General features: G+C 69.1%; 18 protein-coding genes and 1 tRNA gene. 7 read left to right on the top strand and 12 right to left on the bottom strand.

Annotated elements, in window-relative coordinates:
- Window positions 1–37 precede the first annotated feature (37 nt).
- From L6E10_RS12505 to L6E10_RS12495, 3 genes are read left to right on the top strand one after another with little or no spacing between them, the layout of a single operon-like run.
- Window positions 38–634: an NADPH-dependent F420 reductase gene (locus L6E10_RS12505; RefSeq protein WP_236219670.1), complete on the top strand. Its 597-nt coding sequence runs from the start codon at window positions 38–40 to the stop codon at window positions 632–634.
- Window positions 635–638: 4 nt separating this feature from the next.
- The gene (locus tag L6E10_RS12500) at window positions 639–1640 is read left to right on the top strand and encodes a zinc-binding alcohol dehydrogenase family protein (protein WP_236219669.1); all 1002 of its coding nucleotides are present in this window, start codon (window positions 639–641) and stop codon (window positions 1638–1640) included.
- A gap of 46 nt (window positions 1641–1686) precedes the next feature.
- Complete coding sequence (locus tag L6E10_RS12495) at window positions 1687–2148, top strand: nitroreductase/quinone reductase family protein (RefSeq protein WP_236219668.1); 462 nt, start codon at window positions 1687–1689, stop codon at window positions 2146–2148.
- Between the two features lie 65 nt (window positions 2149–2213).
- Here L6E10_RS12495 and L6E10_RS40765 read toward each other — a convergent pair whose 3' ends face one another.
- From L6E10_RS40765 to L6E10_RS12450, 9 genes are all read right to left on the bottom strand, one after another.
- Entirely contained in the window at window positions 2214–4412 is a 2199-nt protein-coding gene (locus tag L6E10_RS40765) for an SseB family protein (RefSeq protein ID WP_236219667.1), read from the bottom strand.
- Window positions 4413–4446: 34 nt separating this feature from the next.
- A complete protein-coding gene (locus L6E10_RS12485) occupies window positions 4447–5004 on the bottom strand; it encodes a hypothetical protein (protein WP_236219666.1) in 558 nt (185 codons plus the stop codon).
- Complete coding sequence (locus tag L6E10_RS12480; RefSeq protein ID WP_236219665.1) at window positions 5001–5267, bottom strand: hypothetical protein; 267 nt, start codon at window positions 5265–5267, stop codon at window positions 5001–5003. Before L6E10_RS12480 ends, L6E10_RS12485 begins: the two co-directional genes overlap by 4 nt.
- 225 nt (window positions 5268–5492) lie before the next feature.
- Complete coding sequence (locus tag L6E10_RS12475; protein ID WP_236219664.1) at window positions 5493–6497, bottom strand: ketoacyl-ACP synthase III family protein; 1005 nt, start codon at window positions 6495–6497, stop codon at window positions 5493–5495.
- Window positions 6494–7720, bottom strand: a complete 1227-nt coding sequence (locus tag L6E10_RS12470) for a cytochrome P450 (protein WP_236219663.1) — start codon at window positions 7718–7720, stop codon at window positions 6494–6496. The genes L6E10_RS12475 and L6E10_RS12470 overlap by 4 nt, the downstream gene beginning before the upstream one ends.
- Before the next feature lie 4 nt (window positions 7721–7724).
- Window positions 7725–9347 carry an AMP-binding protein gene (locus tag L6E10_RS12465; protein ID WP_236219662.1) on the bottom strand — a complete coding sequence of 541 codons (1623 nt, stop codon included), beginning with the start codon at window positions 9345–9347 and terminating at the stop codon, window positions 7725–7727.
- Window positions 9348–9571: 224 nt separating this feature from the next.
- A complete protein-coding gene (locus tag L6E10_RS12460) occupies window positions 9572–9832 on the bottom strand; it encodes an acyl carrier protein (protein ID WP_236219661.1) in 261 nt (86 codons plus the stop codon).
- Between the two features lie 333 nt (window positions 9833–10165).
- The gene (locus tag L6E10_RS12455) at window positions 10166–11641 is read right to left on the bottom strand and encodes an aldehyde dehydrogenase family protein (protein ID WP_236219660.1); all 1476 of its coding nucleotides are present in this window, start codon (window positions 11639–11641) and stop codon (window positions 10166–10168) included.
- 178 nt (window positions 11642–11819) lie between these two features.
- Window positions 11820–12899, bottom strand: a complete 1080-nt coding sequence (locus L6E10_RS12450; RefSeq protein WP_236219659.1) for a hypothetical protein — start codon at window positions 12897–12899, stop codon at window positions 11820–11822.
- Window positions 12900–13818: 919 nt separating this feature from the next.
- Here L6E10_RS12450 and L6E10_RS12445 point away from each other — a divergent pair.
- Both L6E10_RS12445 and L6E10_RS12440 read left to right on the top strand, forming a co-directional pair.
- Complete coding sequence (locus L6E10_RS12445) at window positions 13819–14205, top strand: hypothetical protein (protein ID WP_236219658.1); 387 nt, start codon at window positions 13819–13821, stop codon at window positions 14203–14205.
- Window positions 14206–14260: 55 nt separating this feature from the next.
- Complete coding sequence (locus tag L6E10_RS12440) at window positions 14261–15049, top strand: methyltransferase (protein ID WP_236219657.1); 789 nt, start codon at window positions 14261–14263, stop codon at window positions 15047–15049.
- A 611-nt stretch (window positions 15050–15660) separates the two neighbouring features.
- Here the strand turns inward: L6E10_RS12440 and L6E10_RS12435 are convergent.
- The 3 genes from L6E10_RS12435 to L6E10_RS12425 all read right to left on the bottom strand — a co-directional run bounded on the left by L6E10_RS12435 (window position 15661) and on the right by L6E10_RS12425 (window position 18479).
- A tRNA-OTHER gene (locus L6E10_RS12435) sits at window positions 15661–15753 on the bottom strand.
- 108 nt (window positions 15754–15861) lie between these two features.
- The gene (locus tag L6E10_RS12430; RefSeq protein ID WP_236219656.1) at window positions 15862–17025 is read right to left on the bottom strand and encodes a serine hydrolase; all 1164 of its coding nucleotides are present in this window, start codon (window positions 17023–17025) and stop codon (window positions 15862–15864) included.
- A 317-nt stretch (window positions 17026–17342) separates the two neighbouring features.
- Window positions 17343–18479 carry a serine hydrolase gene (locus L6E10_RS12425; protein ID WP_236219655.1) on the bottom strand — a complete coding sequence of 379 codons (1137 nt, stop codon included), beginning with the start codon at window positions 18477–18479 and terminating at the stop codon, window positions 17343–17345.
- Window positions 18480–18860: 381 nt separating this feature from the next.
- Here L6E10_RS12425 and L6E10_RS12420 point away from each other — a divergent pair, with 381 nt between their 5' ends.
- Together L6E10_RS12420 and L6E10_RS12415 are read left to right on the top strand one after the other, a co-directional pair.
- The gene (locus L6E10_RS12420) at window positions 18861–19235 is read left to right on the top strand and encodes a hypothetical protein (protein WP_236219654.1); all 375 of its coding nucleotides are present in this window, start codon (window positions 18861–18863) and stop codon (window positions 19233–19235) included.
- Between the two features lie 58 nt (window positions 19236–19293).
- Window positions 19294–19680 carry a hypothetical protein gene (locus L6E10_RS12415; protein WP_236219653.1) on the top strand — a complete coding sequence of 129 codons (387 nt, stop codon included), beginning with the start codon at window positions 19294–19296 and terminating at the stop codon, window positions 19678–19680.
- Window positions 19681–19687: the final 7 nt, after the last annotated feature.

The raw sequence follows: 19687 nt of genomic DNA, 5'->3' as shown, positions 1-19687 counted from the left end.
ATGATGACGGATGTCATCGAAGACTGGAGGGACGGTCATGGACTTCGGAACCATCGGCGCCGGGACGGTCGCGCAGGCGATCGCCCGCCACCTCGTGGCGGCCGGCCACGAGGTGATGCTCAGCAACAGCCGCGGCCCGGACACCCTGCTCGACGTCGTGACCCGGCTGGGACCGCTCGCGAGCGCGGGCACGACCGGGGAAGCGGCCGCCGCCGACATGGTCTTCCTCGCCGTGAGGTGGCCGCAGGTCGGTGACGCGCTGGCCGGACTGTCCGGGTGGGACGGCCGCATCCTGGTCGACACCACCAACAACCTCGAGTCGATGCGGCCGACCCCCGCCGACCTCGGGGTGGAGACGGCGAGCGAGTTCGTGGCCGACCGTGCGCCGGGCGCACGCGTGGTCAAGGCCTTCAACACCCTCCACGCCCCGTACATCGCCGCCGACCCCCGGCACGCGGAAGGGCGGCAGCTGCTGTTCTACGCCGGTGACGACGAAGCCGCCAAGGCGGATTTCCACACCGTCGCCGACACCATCGGATTCGCGCCGGTCGACGCCGGGACGCTGCGCGACGGCGGCCGCCTGATGCAGATCGGCGGCCCGCTCTCGGCGCTGCACGCCCTGAGGCAGGACTGAAGCCGTGAAGGCGCTCACCTACGAGAAAGCGCACGAGCTCGACGCGTTCGCCATCACCCTGACCGAGGTCGCCGAACCCCGGCTGCGCGACGGTGACCTGCTCGTCGAAGTCCGTGCGATCGGCATCAACCCGGGCGAAGCCGCGATCCGGCGAACGCGCGGCGCCGAGCCCGGCGGACGGCTCGTGCTCGGCTGGGAGTTCGCCGGGGTCATCGTCGCGGCCGGGCCCGCGGCCACCGGGTTCGCGGCCGGGGACCGGGTGATGGGCACCGGCGACTTCACCCGCGACGGCAGTTGGGCCGAGCGCGTCGCGGTCGACCACCGGGTGGTGGCCAAGATCCCGGACCGGCTCGCGTTCACCGACGCCGCCTCGCTGCCCATCGGTGTCCTCACGGCCTGGGAATCGCTGTTCCGCGACCAGGACGTCCTGCCGCCCGGCGTCAGCCGCGTGCTCGTCATCGGCGGAGCCGGCGGCGTCGGGTCGATGGCCACGCAACTGCTCAAGGCCAGGACACCGGCCTTCGTGATCAGCACGGCCTCACGGTCCGAGTCGCGGAAGTGGGTGACGGCGATGGGCGCCGACCTGGTCGTCGACCACCGCGGCGACCTGGCCGGACAGCTGCGCACGGCGGGGATCGACCACGTCGACCTGGTGCTCTCGACCTCGGGCACCAGCGGCCACCTGGCGGCGATCGTCGAGGTGCTGCGCCCCTTCGGCCACCTGGCCCACACCGACCTCGCCGGTCCCCTCGACCTGAGCGCGTTCACGGCGAAGTCGCTGTCGCTGCACAGCGAGATGGTGTTCAGCAAGATCGTGGCCGGCGGCGACGTGGCCAGCCAGGGCCGGATCCTCGCCGGGGCGGCGGACGACGTCGCGGCGGGCCGGCTGCGCCCGATCGTCACCACCGCGCTGGACGGCCTGACCGCCGAGACCATGAAGACGGCGCACGCCCTCGCCGAGAGCGGCCGGACCACCGGGAAGACCGTGATCCGGGTGACCGGTTGAAACCGGAGAAGCCGGAAAACGCCTCTGTGAAAGGAAGTTGTCCGAAATGACGAAGGATCTGCTCGACGGTGAGTACGTCCCCGGCGCCGACGCAGCGACCCGCGACCAGGTCGAGCTGTACGAGCGCACCGACGGCCGCGAAGGCGCGACGATGGGAGGCGGCCCGGTGGTCGTGGTGACCATGCGCGGCGCCCGTTCGGGCAAGCTGCGCAAGGTCGCCCTGATGCGCATCGAGCGCGACGGCGTCTACGCCATCGGCGCGGCAGCGGGCGGCCAGGCCCGCAACCCGGGCTGGTTCCACAACCTCGTGGCGCACCCGACGGTGCAGCTGCAGGACGGCCCCGATCGCCGGCTGATGACCGCCAGGGTGGCCGAAGGCGCGGAGCGGGAGAGCTGGCTGGCCTACACCGACGAGCTCTACCCGTTCTTCGCCGACTTCCGCGCCCGTGCCGCCGAGGCCGGCAACCGCGAGGTGCCGCTGATCCTGCTGGAGCCCACCGGGAGCTGACCACGCCCGCCGCCGGCGCCTGGCGTCACACCCAGGCGCCCGCCACCGGACCACCGGGGCGCGACTCAGGCGTTCAGCGCGGCGATCAGGTCATCACCCGGCAGCTCCACGCCGAGCTGCCCACCGGGGTTGATCACCAGCACCCCACCCGCCAGCACCGCGGCCAGCTCACGTCCCGTCGTCTGCATCGGTGCCACGACCTCCCCCGGCACGTGCCCCGGCGCCGACCACACAGCCACGAAGCGCTGCCCGTCCGCCGTGATCCCCATGCGCAGGTTGCCCTGCCCATCGGTCTCCACGATCAGGTTGGCCTCCAGCACCGCCGTCAGCAGACGGTGCTGCGGCGCCCACCCGGCCGCGACGTAACCCAGCACCACGTCCAGGTCCGCGAGGGGCTCGGGGAAACCGCGCCGCCGCGGACCGGGACGGTAGTGGGGGTTCAGGTAGGTCTCGCCCGTCAGTTCACCGTCCGGGCCCACCGCGTACGCGCCGAACAGCGTCGCGTCCGGGATGCCGTCGATGAAGTTCGGGTTGACCTCGGGGTCGGCGCACCACAGCCAGGCGTCGGGGACCTGGCGGCGGGCCTGCTCGCGCAGCGAGTCCGTGACCTCGGGCAGGCCGGGGTGCAGGGTGAAGTCGTCGATGTGGTCCGGGTACTCGGTGAACGGCTTCGGCAGGACGTAGGCGCGGACGCCCTCCGAGGTGACGGCGGTGATCAGCTTCCACGGGCCCTTGAGCCGGTAGAGGTGGTGCTCGCGGTCCGACTCGATCGGGCTCTCGTAGGCGAGGTTGCCGTCGTGGTCGCCGTAGCGGTGCACGAACAGGTCCTCGACCTGGGTCAGCCGCACCCCGGTCATCGTGTCGAGCGGCGGGTCCAGCTCGGAGATCACCTGGAACGGCGACTGCCACGCGGGCAGCTCCTCGTCGAGCTCGAACCCGAGCGCGTCCTGGTTCAGGACGAGCTGGCCCGCCAGGTAGGCGACCGCGTTGCGGACGTCCGCGAACCTCTCCCGCTTCTCCTCGACCTCATCGCCGACCCAGTAGACCTCGTAGAAGTCGCCGTCGCGGACCAGGCACCACGCCTGCTCGCGGTGGCCGTCCAGGCTGTAGAAGCGCGGGCTGGTCTGCAGGCGCGTGATCAACGGCCAGAGCGGTTCCAGCGCCTTGCGGCGCGCCGCCTCGACCTGCTGCTCGCTGAACGGCCGGCCCATCGCGAGCGCCGCCGCGCGCGCTTTCGTGATCTCCGGGACGACGGGCAGTTCGTAGCGCTGCTGGCGGATGTGGTCCACCAGTTCCCACGGCGGCGGGACCTCGTGCTTGTCCAGGTGGTGGACCACGCTCGCGGGCCACACCCAGCGGCCGTCGGTCTGGTAGCCGAGCGGTACGACCTTCTCCTCGCCGCCGGTGACGAGGTCCACCGCCGAGCCGCGCGACGACAGGACGACCGGCGCGTTCTCCAGGTACCGCAGCAGCAGAGCGGCTTCCCTGCCCCCGACCATCGGCCGGTACCAGACGCCCCTGCCGTCCTCGATCACGTCGAACGCGCGCGCGAGGTCGAGCTTGGCCGTCTCCTGCGGGGGGTCCCAGGACCGGACACGTCCCCTCTGCTGGGCCTTGCCGGCCGCGTGCCACATCCAGTCCGGTACCGCCTCCGGCCGTCGCGGCAGGAGGCGCAGTTCGTCGGCCGCGTGCTCCTCCCGGGACGTCTCGACCCGCCACTGCGGCGGGTCGTCGAACTGCAACTCGCGAATCGTCTCGCCGTCCCGGGCGAACGTGAGGCTGCCGGTGTACCAGGTGCCGAGGCTGTTGCGGAACTCGCGCATCCGGTACCGGTGCAGCCACTGACCGGCCATCGCGGGCGGCGCCCACGTGCGGGTGGTGCCGTCGAGGGTGACCGTCGCCTCGTACTCCATGCGGCGGCCGAGCGCACGGAAGTGGAGCTCGACGCGGTGCCAGCCCTCAGGGGCGAGCTCGACGAGAGCCTTCTCCACCCGGTCCAGTACCGGGGTGTTCGTGCGCGGTGTGGTGTCACCGGGCGGCAGCGACGGGTACTGCGGCCACACGCCGGGCAGCGGCGGCAGCTCACGGACGACGACCAGCCGTTCGTCGCTCACGTGGCCCTGCAACGGATCCAGATCGGTGAGCCTCGCGCCCTCGGCGGTGACACGCCAGATCTCGGCGCCCAGCAGCGACTCGACCGGCGCGTCCGCGCCGGGCCCGATCCGGAACGCCTTGTCCCCGTCGATCGCGATGTCGAACTGCACCTGCTTCACTCCTTGCCGCACAACGAAAAGACGGTCACGACTGGCGGGGTTCGACGAACTCGGCCCACTTCGGCGGCTGCTTGCCCATCTCCTCCATCATCTCCAGCACGTCCCGCAGATCGGCGACGTTCGGCGCGGTGCCCGCGAACCAGTCGCTGACGCGGTCCCACGCCCTGCGCGCGCCCTCACCCTCCACGACGTCCCAGACGGGCGGGTCGTCCTGGTCCAGGTCGGCGCCGTCGACGACGTGGTAGGCGTACCCCTGGTGCGCTGTCAGCGCGAGCAGCCCGCGCGGGTCCACCAGCTCGTGCTCGAGGTTGGTGAGCGTGGCGACGACGTGCCGCTTGCGTTCGGCGGTCATGGCCTCGACCCCGAACGCGGTGCCGGCGAGCCACAGTCCTGATCGGACACCCATGATGCGCAACACCTCGCGCACCGCCTCGGGCACGCGGTCCACATCCTGCTCCGCGGCCATCTGGTCGATCTGGTCGTCGGACGCGCCAGCCACGGACCCGCGCCGCAGACCGTTCGCGCACACGCGCTCGAAGATCGCGTCGATGCGCTCACCGGGGTTGTCAGTCGGTTGGTTCACAGCGGGTAGAGCCTCTCTCCAGCTCGATTGACGACCTCCAGGCGCATGTTCGGGAAGATGCGCTCGTAGGTGAGCATGATCTTCTGGCACGACATGCAGATCTGGAACTCGGCCGGTGTTCTGTCGCGCTTGGCCGACGGCAGGTCGACCACCATGCGGAGATCGCCTGAGATGTCCGCCGCGGAAAACGGCGTGTACGTCGTGCCGTTCGCCTCGGCCCGTGCCGCGCCACGCCTGTTCAGCTCGTCTATCGCGAGGGACATGCGGTCCTGCGTGCGCTGCACCTCGCCCTTGAAGCCGTCGCGGTAGTAGTTCGGGTCTTCCTTGTACCTCGACGACCTCGCGGTAGCGTCCGATCTTGGTGCAGGCGTACGCCGTGAGGTCCCGCAGCTCGCCTTTCTGCGCCTGAGAACCGGTTCCCTGGAACAGGATCCGCGCTTGCTCGACGTGGTCGAGGGCCGCTTCGACCTGTTGGTTCGCCGTCCCGGCTACTCGCGTTCGACGACGATCGCGCAGGCGGTCGCCCCGGCGCCCGTGCCGATCAAGAGCGCGCACTCACCGGCTCCCAGCAGGTCACCCGCCAGGATGTCCGCCAGGTTCGCCGGCAGGTCCCCGGCCCCGAGGTGCCCGGTCTCCGCCCCGAACGCGCGGTAGCGGTCGCGCAGCGCCCGCGGCAAAGCACGCCGCACGACCTGGTCCGTCACCTGCGCACCCAGCCGGTTCGACGAGATGAGTGCGATGCGGTCGCGGGCCGTGTCGTCGTCCGCCAGACCGGCGTCGGCCAGGGCGATGCCGACGGCCTCCTGGATCACCTCGCGGGACCCCTTCAGGTTCGACGCGAACCCCAGCGCGTCCTCCCGGGGGCCGGAGACCGGCTCGGGCAGCGGGCGGAACGGGTGGAAGGCCGGGAAGGTCTCCTCGAGCAGCGGCCGGCCGGCCGAGCCGAGGGAACGGATGGCCAGCGGGCCTTCGTCGCGTCCCAGGAGAACGGCGGTCGCGCCGTCCCCGAAGACGGTGGCGGGAGCCGTTCGCCACCGGTCGTACGGGAGCGCGCTGAAGTTGCCCGCGGTGGTGCACAACGCGTATCGGACGCTGTCGTCCGCCTGCATCAAGGTGGTGGCCCAGCCGATTCCCGCGGCTCCGCCGTTCGACATCTGGGCCAGCCCGATCGCGACTGCCCGGGACGCGCCGAGCACCCTGGCGAGCCGATGCGCGGGCGACCAGGGATCTTCCTGCTCCGGGGTCATGCCCGCGTAGGCGACGAAGTCGATCTCCGCGGGATCCACCCCGTGGTCGCCGAGGCACTGCCGAGCGGCCTGCGACCCCATCCACCACGCGGGCACCGCGGCGCCGACCGGCACCTCGGAGCACGCCGCCCCGGCGGCCTGTTCCTCGGTGATCGCACCCGCGGCGACGGCACTCGCCGCCGTGTAACGCGCGTCGGGCAGCCACGTCGTCGCAGCTTTGATCCGGACGGTGCGCTCGACCCTCATGCCGGTCGCTCATCGGGTCGAAGGCGGATCGGCACGGAGGACAGGGTGCGGTCACCCAGGTTCGTCGTCCAGTGCAGCTCCTCGAGCGGGACGGCGAGGGACAGCCGCGGAAACCGCGCGAACAACGCGGGCAACGCCATGTTCGCCGTGGTGAGCGCCAACGGGGCACCCGCGCAGAAGTGCGGGCCGTGCCCGAAGCCGAGGTGACCGGTGTTGCCGGGGCGGGGCACGACGAGCCGGTCCGCGTCCGGGTACGCCAGAGGATCCCGGTTGGCGGCGGCGACGACCACGAGAACGGTGGCGTCGCGCGGGATCGTGACCCCTCCCACCTCCACGTCCTCGGCGGCGAACCGCCAGGTCGCGCAGGGCGTCGGCGGGAACCGGCGCAGGACCTCCGAGAGCACCGCCGAGCACGACGCCGGACCGGCCGTGATCGCTTCGAGCAGGTCTTCCCGGGTGGACGCCAGAGCGGCGGTGTGCGCGAGCAGTGTCGTGGAGGTCGTGGTTCCGGCGAACACGGTCAGGGCGACCATCGACATCACCTCGGCCAGGTTGAGCTTGCCGCGCGGCCGGTAGTCGCGAAAAGCCAGCTTCAGCAGCGTGTCCGTGCCGGGGAACCGCTCGTGGTCGTCGATCGCCTCCAGGATGAGTTGTTGCTGCGCGTCCGCGGCTTCCCGGGCCTCCGCGCTCCGCGGATCCGCGCCTCCGATGACGGTCCGGACGGCGGTGAGCAACCGTTCGAGAAGGGTCTTCTCGATTCCGATGACCTCGCTCATCACGGAGGTCAAAACCGGCGCGGCGAACGTGGTCACCAGGTCGGGCGCCGCCGAGGCGGCCAGGGTGCCGAGGGAGGTCTCGATGATCTCGGTGATCCGCTGGCGGCGGCGATCGACGGCCTTGGGGGCCAGGCACTTCGTGAGCAGTTCCCGCAGACGGCGGTGGTCGGCTCCGTCGGTGTTCAGCACGTGCCGGCCCAGCACCGCGTAGCTGTCCTCGGGGTGCCGTCCCCCGTCGAACAGGTGCGAGGGGTCGGACAGCGTCGCCGGATCCTTCTTCAGCCGGCTGTCCAGCAGGGCCGCTTTCGCCTCGGCGTGGTGAGCCACGACCCAGACCCGGAGACCGGTCGACAGCACGACCTGCTGAACCGCACCTCCTTGCGCCAGCGCAGTCAGCATCGAGTCGTTGTCGGCCTGGTTCGGGCTCAGCGCGAAGACGCGGGACATCGGTTCACGCCTCGCTGCCGGCGAAGAGCCGCTCGCGCACCTCGCCACGACGCCACTTCCCGCTGCTGGTCCGCGGCAGCCAGCCCCGCTCGACGAGCCGGACGTCGACGTCGGCCAGTCCGACCTCATCGGCGATCCGGGCACGGATGCCGGCGATCAAGGCCGCCGGGGCGTCGGTCTGCGTCTCCGCCACGACGACCATGCGTTCACGGGACACGTCCGCCACGACGACCACGTGACGCTGGTAGACACCGTCGACGTCGCGGATCGCCATCTCCACGTCGTGAGCGTGGAAGTTCCGGCCGGCCACCACGACCATGTCACTTCGCCGCCCGGAGACGTAGAGCTCGCCGCCGAGCACGAATCCGGTGTCCTGCGTGCGGAACCAGCCGTCCCGGATCGCGGCGTCGGTGGCGGCGCGGTCGTCGAGGTAGCCGCGCAGCATGTTCGCTCCCCGCGCTTCGATCTCGCCGAAGTGCCCTTCGTCCAGCACCCGGCCTTCGCCGTCGCTGATCCGGAACTCGACGCCGGGGAACGCGGGCCCCTGCGACACGACGGGCACCGCACCGGGCTCTGCGCCGTTGTGGATCACCACCCGGCCGCCGTCCCGCAGTGACGCCCGGTCGACGTGGACGACCTTCGCGACACGGCCTGCGGGCTGCAGCGAGATTCCCACGCAGAACTCCGCCGCACCGTAGCCCGGCGTCATGACGGTCGGTCCGGCGCCGAGCGGGCCGAGCAGTTCGTCGAACCGGCGCAGCGTCGAGGAGGCGACGGGTTCACCGGCGTTGATCGCGGCCTTCCAGCCGGTGAGGTCGATGCCGTCGAGCCGCCCTGCCGCGGCCGCGTCGAGGATGCGGTCGTAGGCGAAGTTCGGGCCGGTGAAGAACGCGATGCGCTGGTCGGCGAAGTACCGGATGGTCTCCGCGGTGCGCCGGACGAACGTCACGGGGCTGAACATGTGCAGGTCGCTGGCGGTCACCAGGTGGGTCAGCAGCGTGACGAGCCCGAAGTCGTGGAACAGCGGCACCCACACCATCGCGGCGTCCCCGTCCTCCACCCCGCCCCGCTCGGCGGTGCCCAGCACGCTGGCCACCAGAGCACTGTGTTCGATCATCGCCCCCTTGGGCGAAGAAGTGCTCCCGGAGCTGAACTGCACCACGGCCAGGTCCTGCGGCTGCGGCAACACGGCCTGCGGGACTTCGGACAGCGGTTCGCAGTCGGCGATGCGCACCACCGCGACGTCCGGGTACCGCTCCTGCATGGCGGCGCCGAACTCGTCGAACGGCGGCCCCACCAGAATGCACCGGAGGTCCGCGCTGCGGACCAGTGCGTCCATCCGCTCCAAAGCGGATTCGAGTCCTCCTGCGAACGACGGCACGGGAATCGGCACCGCCGCGACGTTCGCGGCGAACACCCCGAAGAGCGCGAAGACGAACTCCGGCGACGTCGCGGCGAGGATCCCCACCCGCTGGTCGGGCCGGTCATCCAGACCCGCGCGGCGCAGTTCCGCAGCGACCCCGTAGGCCCGCGCCGGAATCTCCCGGTGGGCCAGCGAGGTGTTCAGGTCCGGGAAGACCAGCTCCCCCACCGTCCGCTCCGCGAGGAGTGGCAGCAGGTCCGCCATGGTGCGCAGTTCTCGTGTCTCCGCGAGCCAGCGAAGTCCCGGCCTTCCGCCCCGTGAACCGAAACGCACCGCCGCATCGCCTTGCAGACCCACTGAACTCTCCTCCACCTGGCTCGATGTGCCGGCGCGGCCGCGACCTCCGGTTCACCGTAGAAAAGGACGCACGATGCCGACGATTTCCGTTCCACGGTCCGGAACGACCACTAGTGCCGGGTGCGAAGCGGTCACCGCGTCCCGGAGGTGCGGATCCCGGCTTCGACCAGGTCCGCGAGGTCGGACACGGTCCGCACCCGCACCAGGGCGTCGGGGTCCAGTTCGAGGGCGAGCTCGTCCTCGATGGCGTTGACCGCGGTGAGCAGCCGCAGCGAGCTGGCGTTCTCGAGGTGGGTGAGCTGCGCGTCGAGGGCGATCTCGGCGACAGGCACGTCGAGCGCGGCCGACAGGTGGCTGACGACCACTCGCGCAAGGTCTTCGGATGACGTCATTCGGATGTCCTCTCGGCTGCAACGGGTCATGCCCGGTAAGGCGGCTTCTCCCGAACGACGCTAGCAGCCGGGCTCAGCTGTGCAGGATTCGTTCTCCTTGTGCCGCAAGCTCCTGGAGAACGAGGAAGTGGCCGGGAAGCCTAGCGAAGTCCACTTGGGAATCCTTGACGCATCGGGTGATGGTTTCCGCTCCCGACAGCAGACCGCGCAAGGGCCAACCGCCTCCGCCGCACTGGAAGGAGACCTCAACACCGTCCACAAGAGCGTCCGCGCACGAGCGGAACACGCCTGGCGGCCTGTGCTGTCACCCACAGCAGACGACGACTCCGGGCCTCAGTAGGGGTAGCGGGCGCGGCCCCGGTTGACCGAGATCCACTTCAGTGTCGTGAACGCGTCCAGGCTCCAGTCGCCGTTCATGCGGCCGAGGCCGGACTGCTTCTCACCACCGAACGGGACGGTCGCCTCATCGGCGATGGTCGAGTCGTTGACGTGGACCATGCCGGTGTGGATGCGCCCGGCCAGCTCGACGCCTTTGTCGAGGTCGCTGGTGTGGACCGCGCCCGACAGGCCGAAGCGGGTGTCGTTGGCGATCGCCACCGCCTCGTCCTCGGTGTCGAACGGCACCAGGCACGCGACCGGGCCGAACAGCTCCTCCTGCATCACCGACATCCCGGGCGTGACGTCGGTCAGCACGGTCGGGTGGAAGAGCGTGCCGTCCACCTTGCCGCGCAACAGCACCCGAGCGCCCTCGGTGATGCCCTGTTCGACCTGCCCGGCCAGCCGGTCGGCCTGCCGCTGGTTGATCAGCGGGCCGAGGACGGTGTCCGGGTCGCGCGGGTCGCCGACCGGAAGCGACTCGGCCTTCGCGACGTACCGGGAGGCGAACTCGTCGAACACCTCGCGGTGCACGAGGACCCTGCTGGCCGACATGCACACCTGGCCCTGGTGGGTGAAGCGGCTGAACACGGCCGCGTTCACCGCCACCTCCAGATCGGCGTCCGCCAGGACGATGAGGGCGCTGTTGCCGCCCAGTTCCAGGATCGGCTTCTTGAAGTTGCGGACCGCCACCTCGGCGACGTGCCGTCCCACCGCGTCCGAGCCGGTGAACGAGATGACACGCGGCACGGGGTGTTCGACGAAGGCGTCACCGATCAACGCGATCTCCGTGATCACGACGTTGAGCAGGCCGGCGGGCAGACCGGCAGCCTCGAAGACCTCCGCGATCAGCGTGCCGCCGACGATCGGGGTGTCCTCGTGTGGCTTGAGCACCACACCGTTGCCCGCCGCGAGCGCGGGCGCGACGGACTTCATGCCGAGGAAGAACGGGAAGTTGAACGGGCTGATGACCCCGACGACACCGACCGGCTCCCGGTGGACCCGGTTCTCCCGGTCGGGACTGGGGGACGGGAGGATCCGCACGTCCATGCGCAGCGGGAAGGTACCGGCCTCCTTGAGCACGTCCAACACGAGGCCGATCTCGAAGTGCGCCTTGAGCCGCGTACCCCCGAGCTCGTCGATGATCATGTCGACGATCTCCGGCGTGTGCTCCTCGACGTAGGAGACCGCCCGCTCGAACACCGCCCGCTTGGCGTGAGGGCTCACCCCGTCCCACTCGGACCTGGCGCCCTGGGCGACCCGGTACGCCTCGTCGACGTCCGCGACACCCGCGCAGTTGAACTCCGCGATGGTCGACCCGTCGAACGGGTTGCGGTCCACCAGAACCTCGTCGGTCGAACCGGTGCGCCATTCGCCGCCGATGAACTGCTTGTGGCGCCTGGTGCTTCCTTCGCTGTCACGACTGCTGTTCATGAGGTCTCCACGTCTCGGTGCACCGGGTGTTGCGTTGGTGTGTAAGGGCTTCGGTGTGGTTCTTCGCACCGGTTCCGCGACAGCACAGCCGCCGGCACCGTCCCGGATCCGGCCGCGAAGACCACCCGGCTGGGCTGGACCTGGTGCCGGTGCGCGGTCCGCTCACCAAGCCCGGCGGTCAGCGCTGTCGAGTGGCGGCGGGGGCACTTCGAGCGCTTTCGGCACCACTTCCCGCGATCGGCGCGGGGTTGAGCGGGGTTCGCGGCCGCAACTGTTCGGCGACCGCGTCCACGCCGTGCAGACGCTCGAGCGCCGCACGTCCCCGTTGCCGAGCGATCGGGAGCAGCTCAGGGAGCCGGGGGTTGTCGCAGAGCACCGAGGGCTGAGACCGGAACTCGTAAACGCGTCCGATGGGCTCCGTCAGGCTCAGGTTCTGCACGGTGTGCGCGTACTCGCGTCCCGCCGGGATGGGAAGGAGGTCGCCGGAGTACTGCACGGCGTCGTGTTCGAGCTGCTCCCCGTGAAGGGTGAGTGCGCCTTCCACGGGACATTCGGTGGGCAGCACGAGGACATGGGTCTCGGGGTGGTGGTGGGGGTGGGCGAGGAAGGCGCCGGGCACTTCCAGTCCGCCGACGGAGAAACGCATCCCAGGCGTGTTGCCGCCAGGTCGTCCGTCGACGAGCGGCCGGATGCGGTGGCCTTGCGGGGTGACGACGGGGTCGACTGACTCGAACGGGACCACGGCGCAGCGGCCAGGTGCGGGCGTCCAGTTCTTCCAGTGCTCGCGGGCGGCGTCGGCCTTGGCCGCAGCCCGGCGGTCGAGATCCGGCCGGGCCAGGTTGCCGACGAGCAGGCTGCTGGTGGAGCGCACCACATAGCCGGTGGCGCCTGCGTGCTCGGACAGGACGTCGACGACGTAGGGCGTCCCCCGCGGGATTGCCAAAAGGTCCCCAGGCCACTGGATGGACCAGGAGCACAGGTCTTCGCCGTGGTAGGTGAGGACTGGGCCGCCGGCGGTGAACAGCAGGACCGTGTCGCTGTCCGGGTGCTGCTGCGGATCGCTGCGGAAGCTCGCCGGGAGCTCCAGCCCGCCGGCGGCCAGGGAGAACCCCGGCACGGTGCCGTTGGCGCGTCCGTCGACGAGGACACGGATTTCCCCCCACCCGGGCACGGGCACGGGCACGACGGACTTGAACGGGATCGGGCGGATGGGGGCCTGCGACGACTGGACTGCGTCTGTCCTGTTTGGAGCGACCATCGTGGTCGGGTCCTCTCACGAGCCTCGTGCTGCGCGGTCGGGGAACCGCTCACCCGGCCAGCACGCAACGCGTGCGGGAACCGGTTGCGGCGTCGGTGGTTGTGTCGGACGGCGCCGCCAGCTGTCCCGAGATGAGCTGGAAGTCGGTCGGCTTCGTGTGGGTGGACCAGTTGCTGCCCCGGCGCGGCATCGATGTCCCGCGTTGACTTGTCCCGAGCCGACAATGCCTGCCCTGAACGCGTCCTGGAAGCACGACGACTACGTCTACTCAGCGACTGCACAGCCTGCAACCGTCCGTTCCGGGAGCCGGAACAGAACCGAACCCGCATCGCGAAAAACCGCATCACCGCCGCCAGAACGGTGTTCACCACAGGTGATGCGACCGTTCGAGTGCGAATGAGATGGCACTCCCTTCGGCAGGACGTCACCCGCGTTCGAGTGGCAATTCGGTCGACGTAGGCCATGCCTCGGATCTGGCCCTTCCGTCGCCGATCGGACCGATCGGCATGTGCCCCGAGTCAGAGGCCATGAAGGTGAGCGGCTCGACCAGACCCGGAAGCCGGTTCAGCCGGCCTCACGCCGAGCATTCCTCGAGGCGAGCACCGCAATCACGGCGTTCTTCGCCGGGGCCGGCTCCGGTCACAGGATCCCCGACGGACGCCGACCGCACCGCGGGCTGACCACGTGCGCTCCCGCACGACCACCACATCCGGCAGATCCTGCGGAAGGCAGGTCTCTGCCGGGTTATGCAATGCCGATGCGGAATATTCCGGACCGCGATCGGCCGAAACAGCCTACCGTTCCATCACACGGAACGGTGCACGAAATTGTTGTCCACGGCCATCTTCACTTTGCTATCTGTTTGCACACGGGCGTTCCGCATACCGATCACGGGTTGAGCTGAGGGAGTGCAAGCGACGTGACCGTGACCGTGCTCGCCGGAAAGTTGGACCTCGCCACCCTGGAATTCGGCATGCGCGAAGTACCCGTCCCGGCCCCAGGGCATGACGAGGTGCTCGTCGAGGTCGCCATCTCCGTCAAGGTCGCCATCGACCAACTGACAGGGTCGTGCTCGCCCGACACCGTCGTGATCGAGGAGTTCATCACGATCAAGGAGCCGGGGCTCGATGCAGCACATCGCCTCCAGGGTCGCCGCGAGTTCGCACTCGGAACGCGAACTCGAAGAAACCAACAAGAAGCTGGCCTGTGTGCATCGCAACCTCATCGGTCTCGTCTGGAGATCGCGCGCTGGTCTGATCCAGCGACCTCATCAACCGACGCCAAGTCCACACGAGCGTCTTTGTGAGCAAGACCGCCGCCCTATTCGGCTCTACTTTGGATCTCAGAGAGGAAAAGCCACAGTGGCCGAGTACCTGTTCGACAACACCGCTGCCCAGTCACCCGACCGGTTCTCCGCCTTGGAGACCTGCTACGACCACGTGACGCAAGACAACCTGATGCGGTTGGGCGTCGGCGTCGGCTGGAACTGCTTGGAGGTCGGCGGTGGCGGCGGCTCGCTCGGTACTTGGCTGGCCGACGCGGTGGGCCCCACCGGAAGCGTGTTACTCACCGACATCGCACCGAAAATGGCACCAGGTCGCGAACGGGAGAATCTGACGGTCGAGCGCCACGACATCGTCAACGACGACCTTCCCGAGGCCTCGTTCGATCTCATCCACTCCAGACTGGTGCTCCTGCACCTGCCGGAGCGCCAACAGGTTCTTGAACGACTGGTGACCGCCCTGAAGCCGGGTGGCTGGCTCGTTCTGGAGGAGTTCGACTGCGAGTGGACGCCCGTTCTGGACGCTCCAAACGCCGCCGCGAGAGATCTCTTCAACAAGGTGCACGGTGCTGTCCTGCAATTGCTGAGCGAAGCGGGTGCGGACGTCGCTTGGGGTCGCAACGTTCAAGCTGCCATGACAAAGGCGGGGCTAGCGGACGTGTCGTCCACGACCTACGCGGAATCATGGTCGGGTGGCAGCACGGGCACCAGTCTGCACCGCGTGAACACGGAGCAGGTCGCAGCCCAGCTCCTCGACGCCGGCATCACCCAGGATTCGCTGCAGGAGTTCTGGACGCTGCTCGACGATCCGAGCTTCGTGGTCAACTCCTATCCGTTGATCACCGCTCGGGCTCGCCGCCAGGCCTGATCGAATCAGTAGCCGAACCGGCCGTTGCGGTACAGGATTAGACCAGCGATGACGGCAGGGTCCGGATGGAAGACCTCCAGGCGGTGCGGCCAACACGACTGCCCCGCACCGCCTGGAGGTTTCTGTACGTTGCGCCGACCGCACAGGTCAGCCAAACCGTTGATCGTTGAGCGGCCAGGCAGATGCGGCAGTACCCGGCGTTCAGAAGTTTGCAATACCCGCCGCAGGCACACGAGACAGCGGCTGCATGCTCCACCAGTTCCACACGAACTCGAGCCAGGTCCGAAATGATCGACGGGGTGTCCTACTGGACGACCTCGGCAGCGTCACCGAAAGTGCCCTTGCCCATTGGACGAGGCCCCGCAGTGCCGCTTGAACGATGCCGCCACACGTCGAACCACCTGGAAGAACACCCGATTGGAGGACACGATTCGATTTAGGCAACGCGACCCCAATTCGCCCCGCTCAAACCGATTCTCCCAAATCCTCCCAGACACAGAGTCAACGGCCATTGCAGACCACTGTAGACAGTCGCTTCAAGATTCAAAAGAACGTCCGAAAAGCCCGCTGTCCTGGGCTTTCACCCAGAATCAGCGGACTGATCCAGACCGTCGGGACGACAGGATTTGAACCTGCGAACCCTTGACATGTCGCAGCCGCTGGAGCAGCTGACACCGCTCAGCGGGCCGAAGCGCGTCGTCCCGGTCTGACTGAGCGTCGTCAGATCGTTGGGTCGTGCCGGCAAAACTCACCGGCCGGTGCGGTGGTTGCTCCATCGCACCGGCCGGTGAGAGTGTCCAAACAAGACGGCTTTACTTCGTGGCGCACAGTGCCTTGTCGAAGAGGGCGAGAACTTCCGGCACCCCGGCTTCGTCGTTCGTCACGACGACGGTGACCGCCCGGCCGTCCGGGGTGATCGCGGCGCGGCTCTGGAAGCCGTCGGCGTCGCCGCCGTGGCCGTACGCGGTGACTCCGCAGCTGAGCTTCATCTCGATGGTCCCCAGGCCGTAGCGCCACTCCGGGGGAAAGCCGGGGGCCTCGACCGTCTGACGCATCTCCGCCAGCTGACCGGGCTTGAGCAGCCGGCCGTCCTGAAGGGCGACCAGGAACTTGTTCAGGTCACTCGGGGTCGCGATGATCTGCCCTGCGGCACCGGCGATCGACGGGTCGAACCGGGTGATGTCGACCAGCTCACCGAGGATCGGGTTGCCCTTGTCGTCCTTGGCGAACAGGTAGCCCCGCGGGTGGGGCGCACGGATGTCGCGGTCGCCCGGTCCGGGATAGTACGTCTCCTTCAGCCCGGCACGGTTGATGACCTGGTTCGTGATCACCTCGGCGAGCGGTCGTCCAGCCGCTTTCTGCACCACGAGACCCAGCAGCACGTACCCGGCGTTGCTGTAGCTCCACACCCGGTCCTGCCCGGGAGCGAACGTGGGGGCCTGGGCCAGCGCGGCATCCAACAGCTCCCTCGCCTCGAAGTACCTGTCCCTGATCGGCAGGATCCCTCCCTGGGGAATGAGAGGCATCTGGCGGGTCATGCCGCTGGTGTGGTTCAGCAGCTGCCTGATCGTCATGTTCCGGCCGTCGATCGCCGCACCGGCACCGGTACCCCGCACCACACCGGGCAAGTACTTCTCGACCGTGTCGTCCAGCGAGAGCTTGCCGTCGCCGGCCAGCTGCAGGGCCGCCACCGCGATGAACATCTTGGTGCTGCTGGCGATTCGCACGTAGCCGTCCGTCGGCACCTTCGACTTCGTCCGGATGTCCCCCACCCCGGCGGTGTAGTTCACCACCCGCCCGTCCCGGTTCCGCACCGACATCAGCGCCCCCGGCAGGGTTCCGTCCTTGACCAACTCCTCCAGGCCCGCCTGCAGCGACTTGTCGTGAACCGGCGTTGACCTCTCCTTCAACGCATCCGCCGAGGCCGTCGAGGTCACCGCGATACCGGCAACCGCCACCGCCGCGATTGCCGCCACGGCCACACCACGACGCCGACGCGCCGGGCCCGGACCGGTTCCGGCCGAGCGACTCAGACCTTTCAACAAAGGACACTCTCCAAATTGGACGGTGTGCACTGACACCCATAGTGTTGCCGCGCCTCCGGCTCCCGACGATCCCCTGCGCTGCACAACTCTGGTATAGCCAGCACTACCTCCGTCGACGCCCGACCGCTCGGATCCCGCCGGAAACACACGTATGGCAAGGGCTCGGGTGTGGATGCGTTGAGCACCCGCCCGAGCCCTTGCCGTTGTGTGGCTTGCCAAGCGCGGAAGCTACCTCTTCTCCACCGGGGTCAGTTCGCGCAGAGAGCGGCGTCGATGAGCGCGCCCCGGTCCGCGGCGACGGACTTGTCGGTCACCGATCCGGTGAGCGAGGTGACCGTGAGCGTCGCCGCGCGACCGTCATCGGTGGCCGCGTTGAGAGTCGAGTAGCCCGGGATGTCGCCGCCGTGACCCCATGCGACCTTCCCGCAGCTCAACGGCATGCTGAAGATGCCGAGTCCGTAGCCCTGGCCCGACTCCGGGTCCGTCGGGATGGTGGTGCGCATCTGGGCCAGCTGGGCCGGTTCGAGAAGCTTGCCGTCCAGCAACGCGCGCAGGAAGGTGTTGATGTCGCCAGGGGTGGAGACCAGCTGGCCGGCTGCCCAGCCCCAGCTCGGGTCCATGCGGGTGAAGTCGAACAGCTCCTTGGTCGTCGGGTTGCGCTGGTAGCCCTGGGGGTGCCGGCCACGGATGTCCTGCTCGCCGACCTCGGGCGCGTACGTGTCGCGCAGACCGAGCCGCTCGATGACCCTGGTGGTCACCAGTTCGTTGAACGGGCGACCGGTGACCCGCTGGGCGATCAGCCCGGCCAGGACGTAGTTCGTGTTGCTGTAGGACCAACCGCCGCCAGAGGGCTCGCCGTCCTCCCTGGCGTTCGCCAGGTCGAGCAGTTCGCGCGGTTCGAGGTAGACGTGCCGGTACGGGAAGAAGTCGCCCAAGGGCGCGAACATCGTCTCCGTGTAGTCCGGCAGGCCGCTGTTGTGCTGCAGCAGCTGGCGAACCGTGATCTTGGAGGCGTCCACACCCTTGGCCCGCACCAGGCCCGGCACATACTTCTCGATCGATGCGTCGAGCTCCAGCCTGCCCTCCCCGACGAGCTGCAGCACGACCACGGAGGCGAACATCTTGCTCGCGCTGCCGATCCTCACCCTGCCGTTCACCGGCACCTGCTCGCCGGTCCGCAGGTCGCCGGTTCCCGCCGTGTAGTGGCGGGTCCGGCCGTGCCGGTCCCGGACCGCGGCCAGCGCTCCTGGGTGCCGGTCGACACCGACGACCTTGTCGATGCTCTGCTGTACCGCGTCGCGGCGGGGCTCGGCTTGGGCGGCTGGGACCGGGCCGGCGAACGCGAGACCGCCCGCAGCGACCGCCGCCGCCGTCATGGTGGCCATGCGGCGGCACCCCGAGGAAGAAGGTCGATATCGCTGGGAAGAGGATGTGAACAAGGCAGACAACTCCTGGGTTCCACGGACGTCGGTCTTGCTGTGCCGACTGACTCCAGGCTCCTCATCTCCTCCCGAGTGGACAATCCAGCTTGCTGAACGACCGAGGTAGTGGTGGCACCACCAAGCGAAAGATTCTTTTGTCCTAATTGGTGGGCGTCGGTGGACAGGTCGACTCGGTCCGATGTGGAGTTGCGCTGATCGGACAGGGTCCGGCTCGACACAGCCTTGGACGGTTTCCGGTGGCTCGCGACGGCGCCGTCCGGACCGGACGGTTGTCGCGCAGCCAGCGGGTATCGCGCAGAGCGGGACAGTCCTCGTTGCCGAATCGTGCTGCAAGACGCCGTGCTCGCCGCGATGCGGACCATGAACACCGGCGACTGGGCGCACCGGCTGCTGTCCTGCACGCGGCTTGCCGGCAGGACTCCGGCGATCGAGGCGCACTGCCTGTACTTCTGCGGCGTCACCGTCCGCGCCGCCCTCGACGTCCTGCACCGCAGATTCGGGCTCGACCCCCACGACCTGCGTCCCCGACTGGCGCTGGACATCTTCGTCGCCGCGTTCCACCGCGCGCTGGAGACCTGGGCAGACCGGCCACAAGACCTCACCGTTGAGCATCTCGCCACGGACACGCTCGCGGCGTTCGCCGCCATTCCCGGCAGCCTCACCTTCACCGGCGTCCCACCGGTCAACCGGGCGGGATGAGTCGCTCGCACTCCGGCACGGAGCCGTCCGGTCAACTTCGTGGGCTCGAACGCCTGGCGTGATCGCCGAGGTTGCCCCTTTCCCCACTGATCTTGGCCGCGAAGTGGCGGTTTCTTGCCGGGTGCAAAGCCATGTCCGTCAGATGCTCTGTGCAAGGTCACGTCCGGCTGCCGCCGGTCAGCAGCACGGCCAGTGGGATGCCGCCGCCATCGGTGATCGCATGGTGTTCGGAACCCTCTTCAACCTGCGCTCGTGGGAGCCGGCCGGCCACATCACCGTGAACCTGTGTGTCGAGGACGGCGCACCCGTCGTGACGGTCACGACGACGGTCATCGTGGCGCCGACGACGCGCACGGCGCCGGACTGCCCGGTATCCAGCCGCAGGGTCGCCCCGCGTTCGCTGGCACGACGAAGATCGTCAGTCTGCCAGGCGGGTCTACCGTGACCAGAGG

Source organism: Lentzea sp. CC55 (genome assembly GCF_021056325.1).
Classification (GTDB): domain Bacteria; phylum Actinomycetota; class Actinomycetes; order Mycobacteriales; family Pseudonocardiaceae; genus Lentzea; species Lentzea jiangxiensis.
The sequence above is the reverse complement of the archived record's forward strand: the minus strand, read 5'-3'. Positions and strand labels throughout refer to the sequence as shown.

Coding starts and splice junctions, on each gene's coding strand:
- L6E10_RS12480 (WP_236219665.1), bottom strand. CDS start 5,267: ATGTCCCTCGCGATAGACGAGCTGAACAGGCGTGGCGCGGCACGGGCC.
- L6E10_RS12460 (WP_236219661.1), bottom strand. CDS start 9,832: ATGACGTCATCCGAAGACCTTGCGCGAGTGGTCGTCAGCCACCTGTCG.
- L6E10_RS12505 (WP_236219670.1), top strand. CDS start 38: ATGGACTTCGGAACCATCGGCGCCGGGACGGTCGCGCAGGCGATCGCC.
- L6E10_RS12455 (WP_236219660.1), bottom strand. CDS start 11,641: ATGAACAGCAGTCGTGACAGCGAAGGAAGCACCAGGCGCCACAAGCAG.
- L6E10_RS12475 (WP_236219664.1), bottom strand. CDS start 6,497: ATGAGGGTCGAGCGCACCGTCCGGATCAAAGCTGCGACGACGTGGCTG.
- L6E10_RS12450 (WP_236219659.1), bottom strand. CDS start 12,899: ATGGTCGCTCCAAACAGGACAGACGCAGTCCAGTCGTCGCAGGCCCCC.
- L6E10_RS12495 (WP_236219668.1), top strand. CDS start 1,687: ATGACGAAGGATCTGCTCGACGGTGAGTACGTCCCCGGCGCCGACGCA.
- L6E10_RS12465 (WP_236219662.1), bottom strand. CDS start 9,347: ATGGCGGACCTGCTGCCACTCCTCGCGGAGCGGACGGTGGGGGAGCTG.
- L6E10_RS12425 (WP_236219655.1), bottom strand. CDS start 18,479: ATGGCCACCATGACGGCGGCGGCGGTCGCTGCGGGCGGTCTCGCGTTC.
- L6E10_RS12470 (WP_236219663.1), bottom strand. CDS start 7,720: ATGTCCCGCGTCTTCGCGCTGAGCCCGAACCAGGCCGACAACGACTCG.